The sequence below is a fragment of the Methylophilus sp. 'Pure River' genome (assembly GCF_046765995.1).
GTDB lineage: Bacteria > Pseudomonadota > Gammaproteobacteria > Burkholderiales > Methylophilaceae > Methylophilus.
On record NZ_JBKOUE010000007.1, the window covers coordinates 191810 to 217663 of the forward strand.

Annotated in this window: 25 protein-coding genes; 8 read left to right on the forward strand and 17 right to left on the reverse strand. The window is 50.8% G+C overall.

From position 1 onward, the window contains the following. Positions 1-20: 20 nt before the first annotated feature. The 6 genes from ACIDE9_RS10340 to ACIDE9_RS10365 all read right to left on the reverse strand — a co-directional run bounded on the left by ACIDE9_RS10340 (position 21) and on the right by ACIDE9_RS10365 (position 6490). Positions 21-1109: a calcium:proton antiporter gene (locus ACIDE9_RS10340; protein WP_019883281.1), complete on the reverse strand. Its 1089-nt coding sequence runs from the start codon at positions 1107-1109 to the stop codon at positions 21-23. 70 nt (positions 1110-1179) lie between these two features. Next, positions 1180-2067 (reverse strand): efflux RND transporter periplasmic adaptor subunit, encoded by an 888-nt coding sequence (locus ACIDE9_RS10345; RefSeq protein WP_411994631.1) that lies wholly within the window; start codon positions 2065-2067, stop codon positions 1180-1182. A gap of 11 nt (positions 2068-2078) precedes the next feature. Continuing rightward, positions 2079-2291, reverse strand: a complete 213-nt coding sequence (locus ACIDE9_RS10350) for a DUF1656 domain-containing protein (RefSeq protein WP_411994633.1) — start codon at positions 2289-2291, stop codon at positions 2079-2081. Further along, positions 2288-4474: an FUSC family protein gene (locus ACIDE9_RS10355; RefSeq protein WP_411994635.1), complete on the reverse strand. Its 2187-nt coding sequence runs from the start codon at positions 4472-4474 to the stop codon at positions 2288-2290. The genes ACIDE9_RS10350 and ACIDE9_RS10355 overlap by 4 nt, the downstream gene beginning before the upstream one ends. Further along, positions 4452-5918 (reverse strand): efflux transporter outer membrane subunit, encoded by a 1467-nt coding sequence (locus ACIDE9_RS10360; protein WP_411994637.1) that lies wholly within the window; start codon positions 5916-5918, stop codon positions 4452-4454. The genes ACIDE9_RS10355 and ACIDE9_RS10360 overlap by 23 nt, the downstream gene beginning before the upstream one ends. Positions 5919-5986: 68 nt before the next feature. Next, positions 5987-6490 carry a MarR family winged helix-turn-helix transcriptional regulator gene (locus ACIDE9_RS10365; protein ID WP_411994639.1) on the reverse strand — a complete coding sequence of 168 codons (504 nt, stop codon included), beginning with the start codon at positions 6488-6490 and terminating at the stop codon, positions 5987-5989. Between the two features lie 145 nt (positions 6491-6635). Here ACIDE9_RS10365 and ACIDE9_RS10370 point away from each other — a divergent pair, with 145 nt between their 5' ends. Further along, a complete protein-coding gene (locus ACIDE9_RS10370; protein ID WP_411994642.1) occupies positions 6636-8432 on the forward strand; it encodes an ABC transporter ATP-binding protein in 1797 nt (598 codons plus the stop codon). Positions 8433-8497: 65 nt separating this feature from the next. On the opposite strand, the gene ACIDE9_RS10375 is transcribed toward ACIDE9_RS10370, so the two are convergent. Together ACIDE9_RS10375 and ACIDE9_RS10380 are read right to left on the reverse strand one after the other, a co-directional pair. Then, entirely contained in the window at positions 8498-9541 is a 1044-nt protein-coding gene (locus ACIDE9_RS10375; protein ID WP_411994644.1) for an NAD(P)-dependent alcohol dehydrogenase, read from the reverse strand. 183 nt (positions 9542-9724) lie between these two features. Next, positions 9725-10693 (reverse strand): AraC family transcriptional regulator N-terminal domain-containing protein, encoded by a 969-nt coding sequence (locus ACIDE9_RS10380; protein WP_411994646.1) that lies wholly within the window; start codon positions 10691-10693, stop codon positions 9725-9727. Positions 10694-10875: 182 nt separating this feature from the next. On the opposite strand from ACIDE9_RS10380, the gene ACIDE9_RS10385 reads away from it, so the two are divergent. From ACIDE9_RS10385 to ACIDE9_RS10395, 3 genes are all read left to right on the forward strand, one after another. Next, on the forward strand, positions 10876-12834 hold the full coding sequence (locus ACIDE9_RS10385; protein WP_411994648.1) for an SMP-30/gluconolactonase/LRE family protein: 1959 nt from the start codon (positions 10876-10878) through the stop codon (positions 12832-12834). A gap of 142 nt (positions 12835-12976) precedes the next feature. Continuing rightward, positions 12977-13264: a PsiF family protein gene (locus ACIDE9_RS10390; RefSeq protein WP_411994650.1), complete on the forward strand. Its 288-nt coding sequence runs from the start codon at positions 12977-12979 to the stop codon at positions 13262-13264. Positions 13265-13460: 196 nt separating this feature from the next. Then, entirely contained in the window at positions 13461-15041 is a 1581-nt protein-coding gene (locus ACIDE9_RS10395; RefSeq protein WP_411994652.1) for a putative bifunctional diguanylate cyclase/phosphodiesterase, read from the forward strand. A gap of 63 nt (positions 15042-15104) precedes the next feature. On the opposite strand, the gene cyoE is transcribed toward ACIDE9_RS10395, so the two are convergent. Genes cyoE through ACIDE9_RS10415 form a run of 4 tightly spaced genes read right to left on the reverse strand, consistent with a single transcriptional unit; the run spans position 15105 to position 18353 of the window. Further along, positions 15105-16001 carry a heme o synthase gene (gene cyoE, locus ACIDE9_RS10400; RefSeq protein ID WP_228520002.1) on the reverse strand — a complete coding sequence of 299 codons (897 nt, stop codon included), beginning with the start codon at positions 15999-16001 and terminating at the stop codon, positions 15105-15107. Between the two features lie 16 nt (positions 16002-16017). After that, on the reverse strand, positions 16018-17001 hold the full coding sequence (locus tag ACIDE9_RS10405; protein ID WP_411994655.1) for a COX15/CtaA family protein: 984 nt from the start codon (positions 16999-17001) through the stop codon (positions 16018-16020). Positions 17002-17004: 3 nt separating this feature from the next. Next, the gene (locus ACIDE9_RS10410; RefSeq protein WP_411994674.1) at positions 17005-17625 is read right to left on the reverse strand and encodes a hypothetical protein; all 621 of its coding nucleotides are present in this window, start codon (positions 17623-17625) and stop codon (positions 17005-17007) included. Positions 17626-17627: 2 nt separating this feature from the next. Next, positions 17628-18353, reverse strand: coding sequence for an SURF1 family protein (locus ACIDE9_RS10415; RefSeq protein ID WP_411994657.1), 726 nt, complete (start codon positions 18351-18353; stop codon positions 17628-17630). A gap of 49 nt (positions 18354-18402) precedes the next feature. Here ACIDE9_RS10415 and ACIDE9_RS10420 point away from each other — a divergent pair, with 49 nt between their 5' ends. Further along, positions 18403-18603, forward strand: a complete 201-nt coding sequence (locus tag ACIDE9_RS10420) for a twin transmembrane helix small protein (protein WP_024930704.1) — start codon at positions 18403-18405, stop codon at positions 18601-18603. A 49-nt stretch (positions 18604-18652) separates the two neighbouring features. On the opposite strand, the gene ACIDE9_RS10425 is transcribed toward ACIDE9_RS10420, so the two are convergent. The 5 genes from ACIDE9_RS10425 to ACIDE9_RS10445 all read right to left on the reverse strand — a co-directional run bounded on the left by ACIDE9_RS10425 (position 18653) and on the right by ACIDE9_RS10445 (position 23617). Further along, on the reverse strand, positions 18653-19585 hold the full coding sequence (locus ACIDE9_RS10425) for a cytochrome c oxidase subunit 3 (protein ID WP_411994659.1): 933 nt from the start codon (positions 19583-19585) through the stop codon (positions 18653-18655). A gap of 43 nt (positions 19586-19628) precedes the next feature. After that, positions 19629-20165 carry a cytochrome c oxidase assembly protein gene (locus ACIDE9_RS10430; protein ID WP_411994661.1) on the reverse strand — a complete coding sequence of 179 codons (537 nt, stop codon included), beginning with the start codon at positions 20163-20165 and terminating at the stop codon, positions 19629-19631. A 181-nt stretch (positions 20166-20346) separates the two neighbouring features. Next, on the reverse strand, positions 20347-21942 hold the full coding sequence (gene ctaD / locus ACIDE9_RS10435; protein WP_194754739.1) for a cytochrome c oxidase subunit I: 1596 nt from the start codon (positions 21940-21942) through the stop codon (positions 20347-20349). 26 nt (positions 21943-21968) lie between these two features. After that, positions 21969-23135, reverse strand: coding sequence for a cytochrome c oxidase subunit II (gene coxB / locus ACIDE9_RS10440; RefSeq protein WP_411994663.1), 1167 nt, complete (start codon positions 23133-23135; stop codon positions 21969-21971). A gap of 20 nt (positions 23136-23155) precedes the next feature. Next, entirely contained in the window at positions 23156-23617 is a 462-nt protein-coding gene (locus ACIDE9_RS10445; protein ID WP_194754741.1) for a DUF2244 domain-containing protein, read from the reverse strand. A gap of 522 nt (positions 23618-24139) precedes the next feature. Here ACIDE9_RS10445 and ACIDE9_RS10450 point away from each other — a divergent pair. The 3 genes from ACIDE9_RS10450 (at position 24140) to ACIDE9_RS10460 (ending at position 25780) form a co-directional block, all read left to right on the forward strand. Beyond that, a complete protein-coding gene (locus tag ACIDE9_RS10450) occupies positions 24140-24925 on the forward strand; it encodes a DUF2189 domain-containing protein (RefSeq protein WP_411994666.1) in 786 nt (261 codons plus the stop codon). Positions 24926-25187: 262 nt separating this feature from the next. Further along, positions 25188-25466, forward strand: coding sequence for a hypothetical protein (locus ACIDE9_RS10455; RefSeq protein WP_411994668.1), 279 nt, complete (start codon positions 25188-25190; stop codon positions 25464-25466). A gap of 14 nt (positions 25467-25480) precedes the next feature. Beyond that, positions 25481-25780, forward strand: a complete 300-nt coding sequence (locus ACIDE9_RS10460; RefSeq protein ID WP_411994670.1) for a hypothetical protein — start codon at positions 25481-25483, stop codon at positions 25778-25780. Positions 25781-25854: the final 74 nt, after the last annotated feature.

Below are 25854 nucleotides of genomic sequence, written 5' to 3' on the forward strand. Positions count from 1 at the left end.
CAAACATTATAAAAACAACACTACATACCCAAAGCGGCCAGCATGGCAAAGGCCATAAATAATACAAAATGCGTCATACCTTCAATGGCATTGGTTTCACCATCATGCAAATTGATGGTCGCGACAATCAGGGTCAGGAACGTCATCACCATCTGCGTCGGCGACAAACCGACAATCAGCGGCCGGTCTTCAATCAGTGCAATGGCCTCAATCACCGGCACAGTCAGGATCACGGTCGACAAGGTGGCCCCCAGTGAAATATTCACCACCGTTTGCATGCGGTCATTGACCGCAGCCTTCAACGCCGTGAGTACTTCCGGGCTGGCGGCAATGATGGCCACCACAATCGCAGCCACAATCGGTGGCACGCCGCTGCCGGTTAAACCGGCATCCATATGCATGCTCATCTCCTCAGACAGGAAACCGATGGTAATGATGCCGGCCAACATGTAAAGAATGGAAAATCTGACATCTGCGCTCATCGCGCCAGCCGACTGCCCGGTTTGTGCCTGATGTTGGTCGCGGTAACTGAAATAGTTACGATGGCGCCCGGTTTGCATTTTCAGGAACAATGCATAAAACACGCTCATGGTGACAATGGTAAACATCGAATACAAACGCCAGTGCTCAGGCGGCAAAAAAGCTGGCAGTGCCATGGAGATGCCCAGTGCCGTCATGATCATGACAATATAGGTATTGCCGGAGTTGACGTTGTACTCCACCTCACCATATTTGATGCCACCGACAATCGCACACAGGCCGAGGATACCGTTGATATCAAGCATCACCGCAGAATAAATCGCATCCCGGGCCAGCGTGGTCGACGAGGTATGGCTGAGCATCATGACAATAATCACCACTTCAATGATGACCGCGCTGATGGTCAGGATCATGGTGCCATAAGGCTCTTTGAGCCGTTCGGCCACATATTCCACCTGGAACGACAGCTGGAAAGCCAGGTTGATAATCAGCAGCACAAACAGGATGGAAATGGTCAGCGATTCGGGCTGGCCGATGTGCATGACTTTGTCAGCTTGCGCCAATGCCAGGTAGGCGACGATGGAAATAATCAGGGACAGCAGCCCCGCGGGCGGTTTTTCGGTAAGCATGCGCTTAGATTGTGATCAATGAATAACCATCTTAACAGAGACTGTCGGGTTCTGTTGCATGTGGCCCTGCTTATCCATGCCTGATTACCACCGAACATGTCATCCCGGCGACCAGTGGCATGGCTGCCGGAATCTGGTCGAGGTGGATACGCACCGGGATGCGCTGCGCCAGTCGCACCCAGTTAAAGGTCGGGTTCACATTGGCCAGCAAACGGATATCGGTCGGGTTATCGCGGTCGGTAATGCCGTGGGCAATGCTTTCGACATGACCCTTGAGCGTGGCGTGGCTGCCCAGCAACTGCACTTCGGCCGCATCCCCCACCTGGATCATATTTAATTTATGTTCCTCAAAATAGCCATAGACCCAGAATGAATGCTGGTCAATCACCGCCAGCTTGGCCGCACCTATCTGGGCAAAATCACCCGGGCGCACCAGCAGGTTAGACACCCAGCCATCCACTGGCGACCGCACCACGGTGCGCTCGAGGTCGAGTTTGATTTTCTCCACCTGGGCCACGGCGGCCTCATATTCAGCTTTGGCGGCCATGGCACCCAAATCGGTATCTTCACGGTTTTCGCGTGAAATCACTTCATCATCCAGATGCGCACGGCGGGCAGATTGCTGTTTCTTCATCTCCCACAGGGACTTTCTCTGCTGGGTCAATGCAGTCGCCTCCGCCAATGCATGCTGATAATGCATGGTGTCTATGCGGAACAGCACATCGCCTTTGTGTACATACTGGTTATCACGCACCGGCACGGCGGTCACCAGTCCGGCCACATCCGGCGCAATATTCACCACATCGGCACGTACACGGCCATCGCGCGTCCATGGGTAGTCGGTATAGCGCACCCACAACTTGTATGCCAATAACCCGGCCGCTACTGCGATTGCCAGCGTAATCCCGACACGCAGGATACCTTTTGCTGCCTGAAACCAGATACGTTGCGTTTGCATGATTCAACCTTTCAATACACCATTAAACCAAACACGGAAAACAAACCAAAAAACAAGGAAACCCTTAACAAGGCCGGATACCACACTAGGTCGTAAATTCCCCAGGCGGCCAATGCTTTATCCATCAGCCAGATCGCGGCCGCGGCGAGCAAAAACGCCACAAACAAGGTGGGCACATGGGCATCCAGAAAAGCAAACTCACGCGGAATCCATGCATGCATCATGAGTCAGCTCCGGTTGACGTTGAAGCCAGGTCCTGCGGCAGCTCTGCCGCGATAACCAGCCTGATAAAATGCAATTGCGTGGTGAGCTTTCGCGCTTGTGAAGATAGGAGTGCATCGGCATACTCCCCGCCTTGCAACCAGGCCAGAAAATGATCCAACCATTGCAACACGGCTTGCTGCTGCGCCAACCCTGGCTGCTTGTAATAACTGGCGACCAACGTCAACGTGCGTTGCACTAATTGGTAAGGCTGTGCCGATACCCCCCTGGCAACCGCACGCAACGCCAACACGGCATGTCCTACCTCTAGCGCAGCACACAAGGCCTCGACGACACGCACACTTTCAGCCTCTTGTGGACGATGCACACTGCCGGAACGCTGGATCAAATCGCGTGTGCGCATTTCAAAAAGGGGCGCTGTCATACTTGTATGCAGACAGGCATCGACCACTAGCTTGCGCAATTGGGTAAACACACGGGCCTTGGCCCAGGGACTCGCCGCATAATCCGTCAGGCTGAACATGATGCCGGACACCACCAGTGCCACCATGAGTGCAATAGAGTCGTTAAAATATTTGACTGGGTTATCGCCCAGCGCCTGGTTGAATCCCACCATCAAAAAGTAAGCAATGCCCAATCCTGCGCCCACCAGGGTGGTGGCTGGCCGTGCACTTAGCCAGGCGGCGAGCAAAACTGCTGGCGTAATCACGATACAGAGCATCACATAATCATGTGCCGCGGTGAGCCAGAATACATTGCTGATGTACACCAGCACGATGCCCAGCAACACCCCTACTGAGAATTGACGAATAGTGGCCATTGGCGCCGGACTAGCCGCAAACAAGGTGCTTGTAATCACCCCCAGCGTCATGGCCAGGATACCGGAGGGCCAGTCTATGGTCATCCAGATGGCCGCCAGGATCAGCAAGGTGAGTGCGCCACGGGTCGCAGCAATCGACACCGGCAACCAGTCAATGTGCATATGCAACTGGTCAGCGGTGAATTCACGGCTCGCCACCTTGCGCGCACGTGGCTGTGCCACTAACAATGCATAGGTGTCCAGGTAGGCAGTCAACTCTTTTGCCAGGCGTGACAGCAATTCTCCACCAGTTTCCACCTCCAGCTGATTGACCTCCGGATGCATCATCAAGTGTTGTAACTGCACCGCCAGGCGCGCATCAAAATCATGTTGAAACGCTGCGACAGCTTGCTGCACCCGGGTAATGGCTTCAGCATGACTGGCAGGCTGCCCGTCTATGAGCGCCGCGGCAGATAAGGGCTGCATCAAGACCTGCAAAGCGTCTGCTTCCTTTGACGCCGCACGGGTTTGTAAACGCTGGATCAGCCGCTGCAAGACGACATAGGTCGTAGAAACTGCCATAAACTGCACATTGAGCCGGTTGATGGTTGCACTATGTACTCGCGCATCATCCGTTTCAAACTGCGCAGACGAACGAAATGCCTCTAACTGATAAATATCTTGCATGAACTTTAAAAACGGCTGATTGAGCCCAGCAGGTGCGCCGGTGCCCAGTAATACGCTGAAATCGCGAAATTTGCTGCGTACGACTGTCTGAATGTTTTCCCACAGGCGTTGCGGTAGCACCAGCTCACTGACCAAGGTCGCAATTAATAACCCGACGCCAATTTCAGACATGCGGGTTGAGGCGATTTGGAAGGTATGCCAAGGTGTCAGCGTCGCAGGCAAGCCGACAATACACAAAGTATAGCCAGCCAAGACAAACCCATAAGACTGGAAGTTACGATACACCAGCGAGCCTGCCGTACACATGCCTATCCAGAGCGCTGCCGCAATAAAAAACGGGAAGCGGTCTTGCGCAAACCAGGCCACCAGCAACATGGAAAACAAAATCCCGATCACGGTACCGATCAGGCGGTAATAACTTTTGGTGATGACCATGCCGGAGCGGAAATGCATGACGATCACCACCGTCAGCAAGGCGGTTGCCGGTTGATCCATCTCCATTTTCAAGGCCACCCACAACGCCAGGAAAGCGGCCAACAGGTATTTGAACAAATAGCCAATCAGGGGGAAATCCTGCCGGTACCAGTCTGTGCCTGCCTGTTGCAGGCACACGGCCACCAGTCGCGCTCCCTGCCTGAGCAAAGCCATACCAGCGAGTAACCGCTGTATGCAATGATTAATGTGCTGCGTGCTCAGCATCAATCACCCCTCCACCCAGTGCCAGCATCAATGCCGCATAGGCTTCCAGCCGCACCGCCTCCTGTTCCACCAGAATGCCTTTTTGTTGCAATACCAGTGCGTTAGTTTGCAGACTCTCCACCAGGTTGCTTAACCCGGCGCGGTAATTTTTCACCGCTAACCTGTGCGCCTGTTCGGTTTTTGCCAGTGCCTGCTGCGTATTGTCGGTTTCGATCGCCACCGTATTCAAGATGGAAAGCTGATTTGAAAGACTTTCCAGTGCCTTGAGAATAGTCGCGTTGTAATCCTCTACCGCCATGTCATACAGCGCCGTTTCTGCCGACAGGTTAGCGCGGCGCTTGCCGCCATCAAAAATAGGCAATGACATGGCCGGTCCCAGGTTACCGACTAAACCGGCACTGGAAAACAGGCCGGAAAATGCCAGCGCCTGAAAACCTATATAGCCCAACAAATTGATATTCGGGTAAAACGCTGCCTTGGCACTTTGAATATGCTTTTGCGACGCTTCGACCCGCCATCTGGCGGCGACAATATCCGGGCGGCGGCCAACCAGGTTGGCAGGCAATTGATCAGGCAGGCCGATGCTGGCCGACAAATGCAAACCGGGCCGGGCAATGCCCTCGCCTGCACCAGGCCCTTCCCCACTGAGTGCCGCAATCTGGTTTTTCAGCAAAGTGAGGTGTAACTCAATCTGCGCCAACTTGTTTTGAGCGGCTGGCAATGTTGCCTCCAGGCGGCTCAGGTTTAATTGCGTATTGAGCCCGGCGGCCAGCGCTTTTTTAGCAATGGCAATTTCATGGTGCACATCATCCAGCTCCTCTGCTGCCAGGTCGCGCCACTGATACTCTGCCGCCAGGCGGATATAGCTTTTCACCATGGCAGCAGTCAGCTCAATTTTGACCTGCTGCATTTCGGCTTCACTGACATGGGTCTCATCCAGCGCTGCCAGCCAAGCTGACTTCTGTTGCTTCCATAAGTCCAGGTTGTAAGACATGTCTACCGTCGCCTGGTTGTTCCAGTTAAAGCGGCCCGCCCACGGCTTGGGGATAAAACTCAACTCGGTAAAGCGCTCACGTGACGAGCTCACTTTACCGCCGACATTCGGCAAAGTCGCCGCATGCGCCTGCTCGGCCATCGCCGTCGTCAAGGCAATGCGCGCCGTGGCTTTTTTGAGGTCTGGATGGTCATGCAGGCTTTTCTCCACCAGGCGGTCCAACTGCGTATCCTGATACGCCTGCCACCAATGTTCAGTCGGCCAGGCAATGGCGGAGGCATCCTCTATCGCCTTGCCCAGTACCAGTTTATCTTGCGCCAGCGGTTGCGACGCGGGGATGATGCCTTTGGAACTGATGCATCCATTTAATAGCAGGGCCAATAACCAGACACCCCAGCGAGACACTCTCAGGGGTTGGCGCGGCAATATGGCAATGATAGTCAATGGCATAAACATAAAGTATGGTTATTGATAGTATGGAATCAAACTAAATAACTAAAAAATTTTACTGGTTCAATTTACTTGATTAAATCGACCCGGCTGGCCAACGTGGCGAGATCTGCAATCAAGGTATTTCTTTCCGGCTTGCCCAACACATTCATAAACTGCGTGACGCATTTCACATATACTGGCATCACTTCGTCCAGTTTTTGCTGTCCGGCCACCGATAAGCGGATAAGGAATTTGCGTCTGTCATTGGTATCCATAAAACGTGACACCAGCCCTTCGCGCTCTAGGCCGTCAATAAAGCCAGTCATTGTCGCCTTGGTCACACCCGCCTTGTCAGCCAGCTCTGAAGGGGAAGAGGTCAGGTCGTCCTGGCGCATAAGCAATACCAACACCCACCAGCGACCTTGTAACAACCCATGTTGGGCCAGCAACGCATCGAGCGCAGACGAAATATCCGACGCCGCACGCAAGATGCTGACAAAGTCTGAAATGGCCGAGATGTCTGTGCCGGGATAACGCGTCACAAATTTTTCCAGGCTTTTGGAGGTAGGTAATTCTTTAAGCAGCAACATAATACGGATCAATATAGTATGGAATCAAACCAATTGCAAGTGAAAAATATACTTTGCCAAGAAAATGATCAGGTCGTTGATATGATTTTTCTGGTTTAATGAAGCGTATCTTCAGCTTCTTCAATGCCTGGCATCCTATTCATCTGTGAACCTGACAAATTCCCCCATCCCGCAGAAAGCTGTCCGTTTTCTGTTTTTGTATATCACGCGCCGCCCCTGGTTGTTTGGCTCAGTGTTCCTGATCATCATCGGCGCCGCCAGTTCAGCGGTTGGTGTGCAATATGCCATGAAGCTGCTGGTGGATGCCATGGACAGTTCGGTACGAGCCACCGCCCATGTCTGGGCACCTTTATTCCTTTTCCTGGGATTGATCACCATCGAGAACCTGTTGTGGCGTTTGGGTGGCTGGCAAGGTTCCCGCGCCATCGTCGCCAGCGGGGTCGATATCCGGCTAGACCTGTTCGAGCATCTGACAGGCCACTCGATGCGCTACTTCAACCAGCACTTTTCAGGCGCACTGGGCAACCGCATCACGTCTACAGCTGCTGCCACCGGTGAGATATTTGCCACGATGTTCTGGCGTATCCTGCCGCCGATCACCGACTTTCTTGGTGCCATTCTCGTACTGACGACCATTCGCTGGCAAATGAGTTTGGGCTTGCTGTTCTCAGTGCTATTTGTCGCCGGCCTGCTCATCATCTTCGGCATCCGCGGCCGCAGGATACATGACAATTACGCCAGGCGATCCTCCGATGCCAGCGGCAAAATGATCGATGTAGTGAGTAACGTGTGGACAGTAAAAGCGTTTTCCGCCCGCTATCGCGAAAAAAACAGGCTGTCTCGCGAGTTGAACCGGGAAGCAAAAGCGCACCGACGTAGCTGGATGTATGTAGAACTGGCGCGTGTGATTCATGACCTATGCCTGGTCGTCACCGGTGCCGGCATGCTGGTCTGGACCATATTACTCTGGCGCGCCGGTAACATTAGTACCGGCGACGTGGTCATCGTCAGCACCCTCACCTTCAGGATATTGCATGGCTCACGGGACCTTGCCCTTGCCTTGGTCGGCACTGCCCAACAATTCGGCATCATCAATGAAACACTCAAAGTGATTGCGCAGCCACACTCGGTCAAAGACCCGGATGCATCCTCGCAACTGACCGTTGAGCGCGGCAATATCCTGTTTGACAATGTGTCTTATAGCTATCCGGATGGCCACAAGGTATTTGATCAGCTGTCATTTGAGATCAAAGCTGGTGAGAGAGTCGGCCTGGTGGGGGCTTCCGGTGCCGGGAAGTCGACCTTGATCAGCCTGATTCAGCGCCTGGATGATATTCAGGGCGGTCAGATCCTGATTGACGGCCAGCGTATCGACCAGGTCTCACAAGACAGTTTACGGGCAAACATCTCCGTCGTCCCGCAAGACATTGCCCTGTTCCATCGCTCGGTGTTCGAAAATATCCGCTACGGCCGTCCAGAAGCCTCAAACGAAGAAGTGTATAGCGCGGCACGCGATGCCTATTGTGACGCCTTCATTCGCGGCTTGCCCAAAGGCTATCGCACGATTGTGGGTGAAAAAGGCATCCGCCTGTCTGGTGGACAAAGGCAACGTCTGGGCATCGCCAGGGCTTTTGTCAAAGACGCGCCCATCTTGATATTGGATGAAGCCACGTCTGCGCTGGACTCCAAGTCCGAAAAAGAAATCCAGTCAGCGTTAGCCTCGCTGATGCAAGGGCGGACCGTGTTAGCCATCGCGCACCGGCTTTCTACACTGGCCTCATTCGATAGAATCATCGTGCTGAAAAATGGGGTGATTATTGAAGATGGCCCGCCAGACGTGTTGCGCGCGAATGGCGGCCCATTTGCTGAGGCATGGCAACTACAGGCTAACAGTCTTGACCCGCAGGCAACCGATAAATTGGCAACCACAGATCCTAGCTGAAAATAAGCTGTGGCATCCATAAAAAAGCCCTGCTCAAACGAACAGGGCTTTTGCTAAGCGTTTGCTTAAGCTTTCATTGAATTGATATCAATCACAAAGCGGTATTTCACATCACTCTTGAGCATGCGCTCGTAAGCGTCATTAATGTAGTTAGCATCAATCATTTCTACATCGCTGACGATATTATGCTTGCCGCAGAAATCAAGCATTTCCTGGGTTTCGGCGATGCCACCGATCAGTGAACCGGCGACATGGCGGCGCTTGGTAATCAGGTTGGCGCCATGCACTTCGACCGGATCCAGCGGGCCGACCAGCACGATGGTTTTATCGCGCTTGAGCAGGCCGATATAAGGATTGAGGTCATGCGCTACCGGCACGGTATCAATAATCAGGTCAAAACTGGCAGCATGCTTGGCCATGTCATCGGCGTCTTTTGAAATCAGCACCTCATGCGCACCCAAGCGGGTCGCGTCCGCGGCTTTACTGGCGGAGGTGGTAATCATCACCACATGCGCGCCCATGGCGGCAGCCAGTTTGACGCCCATATGACCCAGGCCACCGAGACCGATAATGCCGACTTTCTGGCCAGGCTGTACATCCCAGTGTTTGAGTGGTGAATACAAGGTAATGCCAGCACACAACAATGGCGCCACGGCTTTGGTATCCAGGTTTTCCGGCACGCTGACAACGAAATTTTCATCAACGGTAATACGCTCGGCATAGCCACCAAAGGTCAGGCCGCCATGCTTGGGGTCTTTGGCATTGTAGGTAAATACCGAGCTATCACAATATTGCTCTTCACCGGCATGACATTCTTCGCAGTGGCGGCAGGAGTCGACCATACAGCCGACCCCAACCAGTTGCCCCAGCTTGAATTTGGTGACATGACTGCCGATACTTTTCACACGGCCGACAATTTCGTGGCCAGGCACCATGGGATACAGGGAACCACCGCCCCATTCGTTACGCGCCTGGTGAATATCCGAGTGGCAAATACCACAGTACTCGATATCAATCAGGACGTCGTGTGGCCCCGCTTCGCGGCGATCAATACTCATGGGTGCGACCGGTGAGGTCGCATTTTGTACACCATAGGCGGCAGTTTTCATAGCATCTCCATCATCTATTGTTACGTGTTAAGCAATGGCAAAACAACGCCACCGTATTGCCAAACAGTCTAAACAAGGTCACACAAAAGTGCTTGCCTGCTTTTATCAAATGCTTGCCTAATCCTCTGCGATGTCGGCATATTTAACGCAAGAAAAAGTGATTTCATTGTCACAATGACCATTTTACTGTTGAACAGTCACATACTGGTCAACCCTCTGATTGGCTACAAATTCGCCAGGTGACGTGATCAACGCGCTGCGCACGGCACTCACCTCTTCCATTGGACTTTTACCAAACATGCGCTTGAACTCACGGCTGAACTGCGAGGCACTCTCGTAGCCGACTTTGGTTGCAGCCAAGGTTGCATTAATACCGTCTTGCACCATCAGCAAGCGGGCCTTATGCAAGCGTGTCTTTTTCAAATATTGAATCGGCGAGGTCGCCGTCACATCCCTGAATGCAGCATGAAAAGACGGCACGCTCATGGCAGACACCGCCGCCAGCGTATCGACATTGAGTTCATTGGCATATTCGGCGTGAATCAAGCGTAGCGCTTTGCTGATTTTGCCCATATTGTTGTGGGTGCTATGTGCAGCCAGGATCGCCGACGCCTGCGAAGACTGCAGGATGCGATAATGAATCTCGCGGATAATCGACTGCCCAAGCACAGAAGCCTCAACTTTGGATTGCAAACACTCCAGCAATCGCACCACGGCATTCGACAGTTGCTTATCCAATGGCGTGGAGCTGATGCCGCTTTTACCGTTGATATTCATGGGCGCATCATGTGCCACACTTAATAACAGTTCAGAAACCATGGACAGGTTGATGCGGATGGAAATCGCTAGCAAGGGCTCTTCTGCCGAGGCGATGGTTTCACTTTCAAATGGCAATGGCACCGACAGGATCAGGAACTGCTGCGGGTTATATTGATAAACCTCGCCACCCAGGTAGCCCACTTTGCGGCCCTGGCAAACAAAGACAATACTGGGCTCATAAAACACCGGGCTACGCGGAATGGCCCGGTTCCAGCGCATGAGTTTGACGCCATCCAGCGCGGTGAGGGTAAACCCCTCCGTCGGCGTCAGCGCTGAAAGCAGCGCAATCGTGCGGTCTTTGTCGTGCGCATGCCAGCATTCGTTATTATTCATAATATGAGTGTGAGTAAAATAATTAGGCATTTATATTACTCCTAATTAGCAATAAGCATCACCACCACCATAGAATTAGGCAATCATTTCATATTTTTTAACTTTTCACGATGGACGCAACTGCTTACACTGGGCTTATTGCAATTGGATTGATTGCAATACTTTTGGAGAAAGGGATACCAATGAAAAAGAATCCACCGATCACAGGCCTGGTCAGCGCCATGTTCGCCACACTGGCCACCTCTGCCTGGGCAGATATTAACGATGTACGCGCAAACCTGAGCAAGCTGCACGTGCCGGAAGGCTTTCATGTTGAAGTGTATGCAGAAGTACCCGGTGCCCGCCAAATGGCGTTAGGTACCAACGGCAATGTGTACGTCGGCACTCGCGGCAGCAAAGTATATGCCGTGGTCGATAAAAACAAAGACCACAAAGCGGACCAGGTCGTCACTATTCTGGATGACCTGAGTGTAGGCAATGGCGTGGCCATGGTGGATGGCCATTTATATGTCGCTGAGCAACATCGCATCACACGTTATGCCGCCCCCGATTTCGATTTAACTCTGCCGTTTAAGGCCATGCGTGAAATCATTTACGACAAATTGCCAGACAAGGCACACCACGGCTGGCGCTACCTGGCGGCAGGCCCGGACAACAAGCTATATGTCACCTTGGGTGCACCATGCAATATTTGTGACCCGGTCGGGATTGAAGCCTCGATTATTCGCATGAATGCTGATGGCAGCCAGGTAGAAACCTTTGCCAAAGGTGTGCGTAACTCGGTAGGCATGGACTTTCAGCCGGGCACCAACACCCTGTTTTTCACCGATAACGGTGTCGACCTGTTAGGCGCCGATGTGCCACATGACGAACTGAACGCAGCGCTTAAAGCCGGTTTGCATTTTGGCTTCCCTTACTATGCCGGTGGCGATGCGCGTGACCCGAACTGGAAAAACAAAACACCGCCAGCTGACGTGACCAAACCAGTCGCCGAATTCCAGGCACACACCGCCAACCTGGGCTTTAAGTTTTATACTGGCAAACAGTTCCCGGCCGAATATCAAGGCAATGCCGTGATTGCCCAACATGGCTCATGGAACCGCAAGGTGCCGGTCGGCTACCAGTTGGTACGCGTGACGTTTGACGCGCAGCACCAGGTCAAGGAAACCAAGCCATTTATCGACGGCTGGCTGAGCGCTGAAGGTGAAGTCTGGGGCCGCCCGAATGATGTGCTGCAATTACCAGATGGCTCTTTACTAGTATCGGATGACTACAATGGTGTGATTTATCGTGTCAGCTATGATGGCAAAACACACCGCGTAGCAACAACTGGTGCAGCAGCACCCACTGCCAGCGAAGCCAATACCTTGAGTGGTTTCGTCATGCCGGAATCTGTCTTTGCCACTCCGGAAGGCGTGACTTACATTTCTGAAATTGGCGAATTTGGCAAACTGGGCGATGGCAAAATCACACGCATTGCCGCTGACGGTACACGCACCACCTTGGCCGATGGCCTGAATGACCCCAAGGGCCTTGATCTGTTTGATGGCCAGTTGTATGTCGCCGATATGGACCGCGTGGTACGCATTGATGCCAATAGTGGTGCACAAACCGTGATTGCTGCCGCCAGCGCTTTCCCGCAAAAGCCAGTGTTTTTAAATGACATTGAAATCGATGGCTTGGGCAATGTGTATGTATCAGACAGTGGCGACGACCACGGTAATGGCGCAGGCATCTTCAAGATTGCGCCAGATGGCAAACTGACGCAGGTGCTTAAAGCCAAAGCAGGCATCAAACGCCCGAATGGTTTGCTGATGGATGGCCCGGATCGTTTACTGGTGGCTGACTTTGGCACCGGCAAATTGTTCAGCGTGCAAATCGGCGGCAAGAAATCCAATGTCACATTGCTGAACCAGGGCTTTGGCGGCGCCGATGGCCTGGTACGGGATGCCAACGGCTTGCTGTATGTCAGCGACTGGGCAGGCGGTAACGTCTGGCAGCTGACAGAACCTAAAGCTACGCCACAACGCATTATCCAGGGCTACCAGTCTGCCGCAGATATCAGCCTGTCGGCAGATGGCAAATCACTGCTGATTCCTGATATGAAAGCGGGCACTTTACACACTGTGCCGATTCATTAATTGCTAGTCAAAGCCCGGTGTTTCACCGGGCTTTTTTATTCCCCCCAACCGTTAATCTCTATGTCACAATGCCAGGCACGGGTCTGCTAACCAGCGGCCTGAACTCGAAAAAATACTTATCTTTTTTTGTTTGGAGACTTTCATGAATAAACTGGTGATTGCCTTGTTGTTGTCTTGCGTCTGTATCTCTGCCAATGCGGGCCCGCAGCAGGAAAAAATGAAAACCTGTAATGCCGATGCTAAAACCAAAGCACTCGCAGGCGATGAGCGCAAAGCCTTTATGAAAGAATGCCTCTCTGCGGATGGCGCCAGCACTGGTCTGACTGCACAGCAAAACAAAATGAAAACCTGTAATGCCGATGCAAAAACCAAAGCGCTCGCTGGTGATGAACGTAAAGCGTTTATGAAATCCTGCTTGTCAGCCAAATAATTTCAGCAACACACCTCAACCATCGCCTGTTGTCCTGCAACAGGCGATTTTTTATTATTTTTTTAAATCCACTCTAAAGTTTCTTTATATTCGTCCGTTAATTGAGATAGCCCTTGTTGCACCCGCCACAATTACAACCGTAGCGCGTGAATACAAGGCCTCAACAAATGTGCTCCAATCACTGGGACAGAATGTGATGAATACCACGATCAACACACTGGCTGGCAATCTATTCGCCGCCATCGCCGCGCTGATGCACCAAACCGCTGCAGCCGTGCCAGCGAACCTGGTAGTCTCGCATAGCAGCCCTCCACTTCACGACATGGTCATGAGCACCAGCATGACGGCCATTGCTATTGTATGCGTATTATTACTACATCAATTCTGGCGTTTTTACAAACGGGCAAAACGCAGGGAGGCTGACATTCGCCAGCAACTCTGGCGGCAGGCCAATTACGATTACCTGACGCAACTGCCTAACCGCTATCTGTTACAGAAATGCCTGGAGGAAGCGATTATTGATTGCCAAGAATCGCAGCAGCAATTGGGCTTATTACTGATAGACCTGGATGGGTTTAAGGATGTGAATGATATTGCGGGTCATGCGGTGGGGGATCGCTTATTGCAAAATGCGGCGTTGCGCATACAGTCATGCGCACGCAGTGGCAACACCACAGCCAAGCTGGGCGGGGACGAGTTTGTGGTGGTCATCCCCAAGCTACGGGATATTCAGGTGCTGCACGAGATTGGCGCCAAGATTGTAGACACCATACGCTCCCCATTCTACATTGAAGACAACCAATACTTTGTCACTGCTAGCATTGGCATTGCCGTGTTCCCCGACCACAGCAGGTCCGGCGAAGAGTTAATGATGTTCGCCGATCAGGCACTCTACGCCGCCAAACGTGCTGGCAAAAATCAATATCAGTTTTTCACGCAAACCATGCAGCGGGAAATACGCGACCGCATTTCGCTCACGCATGACTTGCGCTCAGCTGTCGCCAATGGCGAGCTACATTTGGTTTACCAACCCATTTATCGTCTGAGCGACTTATGCCTGATTAAAGCGGAGGCGCTGATCCGCTGGCAACATCCCACACGTGGCGCCATCCCGCCTGATGTGTTTATTCCGCTGGCAGAAGAGTCAGGTGTGATTATCGAAATTGGTAAATGGATTTTTGATGAGGTGCTTCATGACTTATCCGCAATTGACCTGTTACGTCTGCAAGGTACACAAATCAGCCTCAATATTTCACCCGTACAATTTGCGCATCCGCAGCACCTGATGGCTTTTATCAAGCGCCTGCAACGCTCCAACATCCCGTGTGAACGCTTCTGCTTCGAAATTACCGAAGGCCTATTGCTCGAACCCTCCAAAGTCACGCAAGATACTCTAAAAAATGTGAAGCAGGCAGGCATCAAACTCTCGATAGACGACTTTGGCACAGGCTACTCCGCACTCGGCTACCTGAAGAAATATCAAATTGACTATGTCAAAATTGATAAGTCATTTATTAAAAATCTGGAGGTCGATAATTATGACTTTATTCTTTGCCGGTCCATCATTCAGATGGCACATGAATTGAATATCAAACTGATTGCAGAGGGTGTGGAGAATGCCCGTCAGGAGAGCATCCTTAGGGTAATCAACTGTGACTTTATCCAGGGCTTTTTACACGGCAAACCTGCGCTGTTCAGCTCACTGCTAGAGCAGGTGTATCAGCAGACTGCGCACCAACGCGTGCATAGCCTGATGAGCAGTGAGACCAAGCACTAGGGTAGAAAAAAGGTAGCGCATCTGCGCTACCTGGTTCCCACTATTCAGCAGCCCACGACTCAACTACACCAGGTAATGATCCAGCAGCAAGGCGGCGAAGATCAAGCTCAAGTAAAGAATAGAATATTTAAAGGTGGTTTTAGCCAGTGCATCTGAGTAGTGGCGATACAAACTGACCACATAATACATAAACACAAGATTCAGCACAGCTGCTGATGCCAGGTATAGCCAGCCACTCATGCCCAGTCCATAAGGCATCATGGAGACGACCACCAGAATGACGGTATACAACACGATATGCAGCAAGGTGAACTGTTCGCCATGTGTGACCGGCAACATGGGCATGCCGACTTTGGCGTATTCTTCGCGGCGGTATAAGGCCAGCGCCCAGAAGTGGGGCGGCGTCCACGCGAAAATAATCAGGAACATCACCAGGGATTCTGGCGACACGGTATTGTTCACAGCAGCCCAGCCCAGGATAGGCGGCATGGCACCGGAGGCCCCGCCAATGACGATATTCATCGGCGTGGCAGGTTTGAGGAACACGGTATAAATCACGGCATAGCCGACAAAAGTGCCCAAAGTGAGCCACATCGTCAGCGGGTTAACCCAGTAATAGAGAATGCTTAAGCCTATGCCGCCGAGTACGCTGGCAAACAGCAGTGTTTCCATCTGCGACAGTTGACCGGTTGGCAAGGGGCGCGCGCGGGTACGCGCCATCATGGCATCAATCTTATGCTCGATGAGGCAGTTAAACGCCGCCGCTGCCCCCGATGCAAAGGCAATCCCCACCGTGGCGGCCAGTAATACCGAGAGCGGCACCATGCCTGGCGTCGCCATCAACATACCAATAATGGCAGTAAACACGATCAATGCCGTGACGCGCGGTTTGCAAAGCGCATAAAAACTGCGCATCCCCATGCTGGCTGAAGCCAACTGTGTCATCCATGCTGCTTGCATACTGTTCCCCTATTTTTTATATGACATTTGATGATGTATTCAACAATCTGGCATTGATGGCTACCAGCCATACGCCCAATAATGCGGCTCCTGCGTTATGCAGCACCGCCAGCACCAACGGCAGTTGCAACAGCAGGTTACCAACCCCAATCGCCACCTGGCACAGTACAATCGCCAGCAGCCCCCAAGCCAGGCGACGTGAAACAGGTCGTTGCAGCAAAAATCTCACGCTCACCAGCATCCAGCCCAGCACCACGAATGCACCCAAACGATGTATCCATTGAATGGCTGTCAGCGCATTCAGGTGCAACTGTCCGCCATCGCGGCTTTCCCCCAAAGCACGCGTGAGGTGAAATGCCTCACCGACATCCATGTCCGGCCACCACAAGCCATGACAGGTCGGAAAATCAGTACAGGCCAAGGCAGCATAATTACTGCTGGTCCACCCTCCCAACAGCACTTGCGCGATCCAGATCAATAGCGCAACACGCAACCACCATTGCTGGCTGCCTGGTAACGCAACGTCCTGCTTGCTGCCATGACGAAACGCAATCCAACTGAGCAAGGCTAAAGTCGTCATGCCACCCAGCAAATGCAAAGTCACGATCACCGGCTTTAATAACAAGGTCACCGTCCACATCCCCAGCAAGGCTTGCAGAACGATCAACACCACCAAACCGGCAGATAACTGCCAGGATGTTGTAATGGTATGCCGTTGACGATACGCCAACACGGCCAAAGCCACCACCAGCAAGCCTAAACTGCCTGCCAGGTAGCGATGTGCCATTTCTTTCCAGGCTTTGGCATGCACAACCGGCTTGTCGGGATAAGCCTGCTGCGCCGACTGGATTGCAGACTCACTCTGCGGCACGGTCAACGCACCATAACAACCCGGCCAATCCGGGCAACCCAAACCAGCATCTGAGAGCCGCACATACGATCCCAGCACCACCACACAAAAAGCCACAATAGCAGCCAATACACTTAACACTTTAAACATGTACTAACCTGCCCATGAAGCCTTTAACAATTTCACCAGATCCTTGCGGATCCACTTAGCCTCCATTTCGGGACCATACTGCATCATGACATTGCCCAGTGGATCAATAAAATAAACGCGTTGTGCATCCAGTGTATTCTGGCCGCCGCCACTCAACATACTGCCAAGCATGGCCACTTGTTCAGCCTGGCCATTAATAATCAGCAAATCCGGATAGCGGGCGCGAATCGCCGTGGTATCTGCTTGTTGTGTAATCAATACACGCTGCACACGGATCATGTCTTTGTATAACGAGACATAAATCTGCCGCATGTCGTACAAACGCTGCATGCAAGGCGCATCGCACTCGCGCGCGATCAAGGCGATATTCCATTTATCCTGCCAGAATGCTGGCAATGCCTGCTGCTGGTCACTCACCCAATGGGTTGTATGGGCAATGGAAACGGGCGGCTGGATTAATTGACCATAGCTCTTGCCAGTAGGACGCCAGTCAAACTTGATCATCGCCACCACCACCAATAACGGCACGGTGAAAAAAATTGCCAGCAACAAAAAAATCATGCGCCCTTTACGCTGCTGTACAGGATCCAGCACCACTAAAGGATTCGTTTCTTCATGGGTCATATTCAAGCCCGTTTCTCCACCATTTGAGTCAATCCAATCACCAGGCTTGCCACAGCAAACCCAAACCACTGGTAAGCATAACTAAGGTGCTTCTCCACTTGCCCGGCAGGCACATCCCAATGCCGCACATAACCCTCACCAACCGCTGGGGCGAGTTTGAGGATTACATCCGGAAAAACATAAGGCACATGCTGACGCAAGTAAGCAAAGTCGAGTACGGGTTGCACAGACTGCCAGGCCTGGCCAGGCTTATCCAGCCTGAAGCCAACTTTCGTTTGCTGCCAGAACAAGCCCTTAATCACTTGCTCAGCTTGCGTGGTGGAAATTTTTGGTGTTTGTTGATGGTCAGCGAACCCGGCTATCCAGCCACGGTTCACCCAGATCACATGCTGTTGGTCACTGAGCAAGAAAGGCGTGATGACATGAAATCCGGCTTGGCCTTGCTCCACCTGATTATCAAGAAAAAAAGCATATTGAGGCAGGTAATGCCCTTTGAATGCAACGGTCTGCAAATGCAAAGTGTCGACTTTAGCCTGGGAATCCAAGTCTTGCGCTTGCGGCCAAACCGCATCGCCATGATGCGTTAATGCACGGGTAATTTCCTGCTTTTGTTCTGCCTTGTGCCATTGCCACAAGCCAAGCCGGACACAACCCCAGATTGCGACTACCATGACACACACCACCAGCCAGCGCACACGAACGACATAATTTCCCAAGGGTATTTGCATTTTCCAGCTTACAGCCCATAATGTAATCAACTTAACGCGAGATCACATCATGTTCATTAAAATTGTCACCATTTTGATACTGATTGTCATTGTGGGTAGCCTATTTTCCGCCTTGCTGTTTTTGCTCAAAGACAAGAGTGGTTCCGATCGCACCGTGAAAGCCCTGACCATGCGTATCGGCCTATCCATTTTCCTGTTTCTGGCTTTAATCCTTGCAGCGCATTTCGGCTATATAGGCCATACACTTTAACAATATTACGCTTGCTAAAAAGGGCGCCCAGTGCGCCCTTTTTGATTCATCAGAGCATGTAAACAAAGATATACAGACCCAACCACACGACATCCACAAAGTGCCAGTACCAGGCCACACCTTCAAAACCAAAGTGATGCTCAGGCGTAAAGTGGCCTTTAATACTGCGCAACCAAATCACAATCAACATCAGCGTACCAATCGTCACATGGAAACCGTGAAAACCGGTGAGCATAAAGAAGGTGGCACCATAAGCCCCTGATTTCAGCGTCAGGCCCATTTCTGTATAAGCATGGTGATACTCAGCCGCCTGGCAGCAGAGGAAAGTCACACCAAGTGCAATGGTCAAAAACAGGCCAATAATCAACTGCTTGCGATTATTTTTAATCAACCCCCAATGCGCCCAGGTGATGGTTGCGCCAGAACTCAACAGCAACAAGGTATTGATCAGCGGCAAACCACTCCAGGTCATGGGGTGGAATGATACGTCTGGCTTGTAGGTTTCACCCAGTACGACACCGCCTGGGCCTTGAGATGGCCAGGTGCTTAAGAAGTCTTTATACGGTGTAATATCCGGTGCATAAGAAGCCAGGTCAGGTACCGACAGCACGCGCATGTAGAACAACGCGCCAAAGAAGGCTGCAAAAAAAGCCACCTCTGAACAGATAAACACGATCATGCCGATGCGGAAAGATTTATCTTCCCATTTTTTATATTGGCCGGTAATACTTTCGGTGACCACTGTACTCAACCACTTGAACATCATGGTGAGGATAATCGCCAGGCCTAGATACATCATGTATTTGCCCGGGGTTGCGAGGTAAGACAGCGCCGGATTCTTAATGGAGCCATCCAGGCGCGTATCCGAACCGGTAACATTAAAAACAAAACCACTGGCCATAGACAGCAAGCCGACGGAAATCAGCGCCGGATAAATACTGCCATGCGGGACAAAATAGTGATTTTCTGAATGACTAGCCATGCATTAACTCCCTATCCTTTAACTTAGTGCTCATAATTATTGTTTACTGACTTGCCGGAAAAAACGAATACGACAAGGTCATTTCTTGTACATCTTTTGGCAATTCTGCACTGACAAAAAACCGCAGTGGCAGCGCCTTTACTTCCCCAGGTTTGAGTGTCTGCCTGACAAAACAAAAACACTCAATCTTCTTTAAATGTGCCGATGCTTTGCCTGGCGTCACGCTTGGAATTGCCTGCCCGGCGACTTCCACATTGGTAATGTTTTTTGCTTCAAACATCACCGTCGTCACCTGGCCTGGATGCACCACCACACTGGTTTGCTTGGGGTAAAAGTTCCAGCCCAACCCTGGCATCACAGAAGACACAAACTGCACAGTGACTTCGCGCTTCAAGTCGACGACCGCCTTGGCCGCACTTTCTGCCGTATTTTTTGTCTTGCCATTCAAGCCAGTGACCGAACAAATCACGTCATACAACGGCACCAGCGCAAAAGCAAACAGCAATGCACCCGCAATAATCCAGACCAACTTCAACGCCAATTTTTTATTGGCTGCTGCTTGCGCTTGTTCTAATGCCATAACCGTTGCAAGCGCCGCTTACTTCCAAATCGTAAACATCGAAATCAGGTACCAGATGATAGCCACGGCGGCCAACAACCAGGCAATCTTCCTATTATTTGACCGCTTGGGATCACTCAAAATACATCCACCTTTAACACGAAGCCAATCAATCAAAGACTGATTGGCTTTCAACATATAGTTACTTGACGACAGGCTGCTCGGTAAAACTGTGGTAAGGCGGAGGTGAAGGCAAGGTCCACTCTAAGCCCTGTGCACCTTCCCACACTTTATCAGTAGCCTTTTTGCCGCCTTTGACACAGCTAATAATGATGTACACGAACAGCAGTTGTGACAGGCCCAACACAAACGCGCCTACCGTAGAAATCATGTTGAACTCGGCAAACTGCAATGCGTAGTCAGGAATACGACGCGGCATACCAGCCAAGCCCACAAAGAACTGCGGAATAAAGGTCACGTTGAATGAAATGGCGGTTAACCAGAAGTGTGTTTTACCTAACTTCTCGTTATACATATGGCCAGTCATTTTTGGCAGCCAGTAGTACACACCCGCCATAATGCCCATGATGCCACCCGCAAACAGGGTGTAGTGGAAGTGCGCCACAACGAAATAACTGTTGTGGTATTGCGCATCCGCAGCTACATCAGCCAGTACCAGACCAGTCAAGCCACCGATACCGAACAGAATAATCCAGCCGACAGTAAACAACATCGGGGTTTCAAAGCTCATGGAGCCTTTCCACATGGTGCGGATCCAGCAGTAGAACAACACGGCCAATGGCAGTGAGATCGCCATGGTGCTATACATAAAGTAAAGCAAAGCTGGCACAGGCATACCCGCAGTAAAGAAGTGGTGCGCCCATACAACGACAGCCAAAGCACCAATCGCCCACAGTGAATAGACTTGCGCTTTATAGCCATACATTGGTTTGCGGCTGAATGTTTGCAGAATCTGAGGAATGAAACCCCACACTGGCAGCAACAGAATATAGACCTCTGGGTGACCAAAGAACCAGAACAAATGCTGGAACATGATCGGGTCGCCGCCACCAGCTGCGTCAAAGAAGTGGGTACCAAAGTGACGATCAGTCAACAACATGGTCACCGCACCGGCCAGTACTGGAATAGTCGCAATCAGCAAGAAGGCTGTAATCAACCAGCCCCAGGCGAACATAGGCATTTTCATTAAAGTCATGCCAGGTGCGCGCATGTTGTAAATCGTCACAATGATGTTGATAGAGCCTAATACTGACGAAATACCCAGCAAGTGCACAGCAAAAATAGCGAAGTCGACGCCAATCCCGCCTTGCACGGACAACGGTGGATAAAAGGTCCAGCCAGTCGCCAACGCGCCGTCACCGACACCAAACAACGCCAGCGTGAATGGCAGTGTGAGCAAAATAGCTGACGGTGGCAGAATCCAGAAGCCCCAGTTATTCAAGCGCGGCAAAGCCATATCAGGCGCGCCGATTTGCAAAGGCAACATCCAGTTGGCAAAACCAGTCGCTGCAGGCATCAATGCCGCAAAAATCATGATTAGCGCATGTACGCCAATCAGCTGGTTAAAAAACTCCGGGTTCATTAATTGCAAACCCGGCTTGAACAGTTCGGCACGAATGCCCAAAATCATCGAACCGCCGACCAAAAACATCACCAGTGAAAAGGTTAAATACATGGTGCCGATATCTTTATGGTTGGTCGTCGTTAACCAGCGCATAATCCCGGTCGGATGGTCGTCGTGATGCTCATCATGATGTGCTACGGTTGTAGTACTCATAGTGCTCTCCTAAAATCGCTCAAATATTATTCGCGTGCAGCTTTAACTTGCGCTGGCTGCACCAGTGCATCCACAGCCGCCGTATTACCCAGCGCATTGCGCTCGTAGGTAATCACCGCAGCAATTTCCGTATCGTTCAATGTAGCCTTCCAGGCAGGCATCACGCCTTTACCATTCAACACACGATCCAGATGACTGTCTTTTTGATATTTGCCATCTGCGCCAAAAATCGGGCCAGTGGCGATTTTGCTGCCGGTGAGTGCCGGAAAAGCTGGAGGCAAACCTGCACCCGTCACCTGATGGCACACCGCGCAGTTTTTCTCGTAAACCACTTTACCCTGAGCGACCAGTTCGTCTTTGGTCATCTCTTTGACATCATTCGCGGCTTTTTGCTCATCTTGTTTTTTGTTCGCCCATTGAGCGAACTCTTCTTTGGACACCGCATTCACCACCACTGGCATATAGCCATGACCTTTACCGCACAGCTCTTTACATTGGCCACGATACACGCCCGCCTTTTCAACCTGTACCCAGGTCTCACGGATAAAACCTGGCACAGCCACACGTGAGGAGCCAAACTGCGGCACCCACCAGTTGTGTAACACGTCAGAAGCCGTCATCAGAATGCGTACTTTTTCGCCGACAGGCAGCACCAGCGGGTTATCCACCTCTAACAGGTAATGCTCGCCTTTATCGGCTTCGTTGTGCATTTGGTCATTGCTGGTGGCCAGGTTACTGACGAACTTGATGCCTTTGGCATCGCCATCCAGGTATTCATATTGCCAGCGCCACTGTGAACCTGTGATCTTGATCACCATGGTCGACTGGTCACGTGTATCTTCCATCATCACCACGCTGTGGTAAGCCGGGATGCCCATGATGACAAAGTCGATCAGCAGCAAAATCGCAAATGGAATCAGCGTCCAGAAAATTTCAACCGCAGTTGAAGGCGCTTTATCGGCCACAGGTTTGTAGCCCTTGCTGTGACGGTGAGTCACAATGGAGTAAATCATGATTGCCAGCACTGCCACAAAAATGACGGCAGTAATCAGCATAAATTTGTTATGTACGTGGAGGGTATCCAAAGCCATCGGCGTAACCGGCTCCGGAAAATTCCAGGTGAAATCAGCACGTGCACTTAAAGACAAGAACAATGCAACCGCACCAACCCCGAGTTTCTTCATCCCTTGCATCTAATCGCTCCAAAATCCAGTTATTTAGTTTTTAGAAGTACCCGCTTGAGATGAGATGCCACTTGTTCGCGTTGCGCGTTATCCATGGTATCTCGACCAAACTCAACCTCTTGATCATGGGACCCAATCCACAGTGACGTCTTACCGTTCTCACCTTCCCTGAGCGTTATCCGGGTCCAATAGCATTGAAAGCGAACGTGTTTTATTTTTCCCAGCACACTTTGTTCGATCTCAACATGATTCTCAACGAAGGTGATTTTTTCGTAATCACCGCTGTGACGTAACACCACCACAAACGCCAGAACCACCAACACCAATTCCAGGCCAGCAAATGGCAACACCATCCAGGCACCCACATGCAAAAAACCCATGGCGATCAGCCCTGAAAACACCCCCAAACTCAGCAACAACTTGAACACACTCTCTGTAGAAGCAGATGCATTCGGCTTGGTGATGCATTGTGTTTCGCAAATAGATAACATGCTTGCCAACCCAGAATTTAGCCTGTAGCAACTAAATTACGTTTAGTTACAAATTTGTTACATGTTGTAAATTAGCACAAGACAACCAGAGTGACAAGACAAAAAATCGGGATTGATCCTGTCATTAATGTAAATTTATGGGACCAGAAGTTAAAGAACAAACACTGGTTTGCGTCAGAAAATGCGGCCGTGCGCAACGGCATCGGCCCATCAATGCAGCCCAATCAAGCGATCTCGCCACGCGCAAACCATGTCAAAAAAAGATGAAAAACAGACTTCTGCCAGCGCAGATTTTTTGTGGTAGATTTTAAAAAAGCCATCAGAATGACCTGCGATATGTCACTCGTAAGCCTGGAATTTAGATGGTATGCTAGTTGCAAAAGTGTTTGTGTTGATCGATGTAAAAATGCAGTAGTGACGATTAGCCCCGTATAAAAAGTGCACAACTCACGTGCCCAGATCAGCTAATCAAACTACTGCCAAGTAATTGATAGTGGCCGTAATTTAACCGGGGGCAACCACATGAGCATTCACAATTTACCCGCAACAAAAGTCAGCGCCGACGATGACATATCGATTCGCCACGTCAACGCCAACATCATCCTAGACTGGTTACACGCAGGCGTGACTGACATCCACCTCGGCGGCCGCGCCAGCCTGTTTTACGGCATTATTTTCGCGGCCACTGGCGTCATCATTCACGCAGTATTTGCCGAAAACTACTGGCTACTGGCCGGGTCAACCACCGGCTTCTTCTTGCTTGGCCCCTTTTTGGCGATGGGCCTGTACGACCTCAGCCGACGCTTGGAATCCGGCGAGTCCCCCGCCTTACGCCCCACCCTGACCGCATGGATGCCCAACCTCATCAATGTGATGCTATTTACGGTGTTGCTGGTGTTTGTATTTTTGGCCTGGGCACGCCTGTCCATGAGCATCTTTGCGCATTATTTTAGCGGTGCATTGCCAACCTTTGCGGACGTAGTCATCAGCGTATTCACGTTTAAACAGCCTACATTTCTATTCGTCTATTTTTCTGCTGGCGCCGTGTTTGCCGCGTTTATTTTCAGCATCAGCGTCATCGCCATGCCCCTCATGCTAGACCGTAATGCCAGTGCCTGGACCGCCGCCATCACTAGCCTGCGCACCTGTGCACATAATCCGGTGCCCATGTTTCTATGGGCATTCTGTATTGTCGTCCTCGTGGGATTTGGCCTGGCGACCAATTTTCTAGGCTTGATTTTGACCATGCCAGTGGTTGGACATGCCAGTTGGCACGTTTATCGCGACCTCATCGCAATAAAAGACTAATCCAGCCCCCGTAGCGAAACACCATATAAAAAAAGGCCTAAACTTTCATCTAAGCCTTTGATTTTAATTTGTTTTTATTCCTTCTTATACTCCTTGATACTGTTATATGCAGAAGCCTGAACCGAATGTTGCTTTAAACACTAATATTTAAGCCAACCTAAGTAAATTAAAAGTAATTACTACCCCCAAAGTTACCCCAACGTATAAACACCTCTTCAACTACCTAGAGTGAAAATTAGATCCCTGTAATCTAATTTTCACTATGAGCGATCAAAAAACGTTTACACTTTGGCAAGCAAGAATAGCCGTTGTAGAACTCAAAAATGACTTAGTAGCAGACCACACCTTCATCCCCTACTCAGTGAACACAACTGCAATAAAAACCTTTGAGAATATAATTATTAAAATTAACCAAGTCATTTTTGAAAATGATGAAGATGACGAACTATCCGAAGTTAATAGTTATGAAGGCACTGAGCTTATTTGCGAAGCTGAAGAAAAAACCGTTTTAAATAGTAAAGTTGCTGTCAATACCGAATAAAAAGGAAATAATTAATGAGCCTCGATAGTTTAATGAAGGACACAGTTTCAATTTTAAAACTGGATAAAAGCATTGTTGATGGCGTTAAAGCTAGTGTTCAAAAAAATAAGATATTCATCAACAGATCAGACATACTGATTGAGCCGGGTGATTTAATACAACGCAAGAAGTCAAATGGCGGTGAGGAAACTTATAAAGTTATTGATCCTGGGTTCTATGAAAGCCATCATGGCATAAAAGCTCACTATCAAATAGATGTTCAAAAATTAGGTTTACCAGAATCAAAAAGTGCGATACAAAACATTACTTACTGAATCGCCACTAACTTTGTAGACACTGTTCAGCCGATTGATTGAACTGCTTTTCAAAGTCTATCGGAGATAGCAAG

Bases quoted from the DNA above. Each gene is read 5' to 3' on its own strand.
- ACIDE9_RS10340 (WP_019883281.1), bottom strand. From the start codon at position 1,109: ATGCTTACCGAAAAACCGCCCGCGGGGCTGCTGTCCCTGATTATTTCC.
- ACIDE9_RS10345 (WP_411994631.1), bottom strand. From the start codon at position 2,067: ATGCAAACGCAACGTATCTGGTTTCAGGCAGCAAAAGGTATCCTGCGT.
- ACIDE9_RS10350 (WP_411994633.1), bottom strand. From the start codon at position 2,291: ATGATGCATGCATGGATTCCGCGTGAGTTTGCTTTTCTGGATGCCCAT.
- ACIDE9_RS10355 (WP_411994635.1), bottom strand. From the start codon at position 4,474: ATGCTGAGCACGCAGCACATTAATCATTGCATACAGCGGTTACTCGCT.
- ACIDE9_RS10360 (WP_411994637.1), bottom strand. From the start codon at position 5,918: ATGCCATTGACTATCATTGCCATATTGCCGCGCCAACCCCTGAGAGTG.
- ACIDE9_RS10365 (WP_411994639.1), bottom strand. From the start codon at position 6,490: ATGTTGCTGCTTAAAGAATTACCTACCTCCAAAAGCCTGGAAAAATTT.
- ACIDE9_RS10375 (WP_411994644.1), bottom strand. From the start codon at position 9,541: ATGAAAACTGCCGCCTATGGTGTACAAAATGCGACCTCACCGGTCGCA.
- ACIDE9_RS10380 (WP_411994646.1), bottom strand. From the start codon at position 10,693: ATGAATAATAACGAATGCTGGCATGCGCACGACAAAGACCGCACGATT.
- ACIDE9_RS10385 (WP_411994648.1), top strand. From the start codon at position 10,876: ATGAAAAAGAATCCACCGATCACAGGCCTGGTCAGCGCCATGTTCGCC.
- ACIDE9_RS10390 (WP_411994650.1), top strand. From the start codon at position 12,977: ATGAATAAACTGGTGATTGCCTTGTTGTTGTCTTGCGTCTGTATCTCT.
- ACIDE9_RS10395 (WP_411994652.1), top strand. From the start codon at position 13,461: ATGAATACCACGATCAACACACTGGCTGGCAATCTATTCGCCGCCATC.
- cyoE (WP_228520002.1), bottom strand. From the start codon at position 16,001: ATGCAAGCAGCATGGATGACACAGTTGGCTTCAGCCAGCATGGGGATG.
- ACIDE9_RS10405 (WP_411994655.1), bottom strand. From the start codon at position 17,001: ATGTTTAAAGTGTTAAGTGTATTGGCTGCTATTGTGGCTTTTTGTGTG.
- ACIDE9_RS10410 (WP_411994674.1), bottom strand. From the start codon at position 17,625: ATGACCCATGAAGAAACGAATCCTTTAGTGGTGCTGGATCCTGTACAG.
- ACIDE9_RS10415 (WP_411994657.1), bottom strand. From the start codon at position 18,353: ATGCAAATACCCTTGGGAAATTATGTCGTTCGTGTGCGCTGGCTGGTG.
- ACIDE9_RS10420 (WP_024930704.1), top strand. From the start codon at position 18,403: ATGTTCATTAAAATTGTCACCATTTTGATACTGATTGTCATTGTGGGT.
- ACIDE9_RS10425 (WP_411994659.1), bottom strand. From the start codon at position 19,585: ATGGCTAGTCATTCAGAAAATCACTATTTTGTCCCGCATGGCAGTATT.
- ACIDE9_RS10430 (WP_411994661.1), bottom strand. From the start codon at position 20,165: ATGGCATTAGAACAAGCGCAAGCAGCAGCCAATAAAAAATTGGCGTTG.
- ctaD (WP_194754739.1), bottom strand. From the start codon at position 21,942: ATGAGTACTACAACCGTAGCACATCATGATGAGCATCACGACGACCAT.
- coxB (WP_411994663.1), bottom strand. From the start codon at position 23,135: ATGCAAGGGATGAAGAAACTCGGGGTTGGTGCGGTTGCATTGTTCTTG.
- ACIDE9_RS10445 (WP_194754741.1), bottom strand. From the start codon at position 23,617: ATGTTATCTATTTGCGAAACACAATGCATCACCAAGCCGAATGCATCT.
- ACIDE9_RS10450 (WP_411994666.1), top strand. From the start codon at position 24,140: ATGAGCATTCACAATTTACCCGCAACAAAAGTCAGCGCCGACGATGAC.
- ACIDE9_RS10455 (WP_411994668.1), top strand. From the start codon at position 25,188: ATGAGCGATCAAAAAACGTTTACACTTTGGCAAGCAAGAATAGCCGTT.
- ACIDE9_RS10460 (WP_411994670.1), top strand. From the start codon at position 25,481: ATGAGCCTCGATAGTTTAATGAAGGACACAGTTTCAATTTTAAAACTG.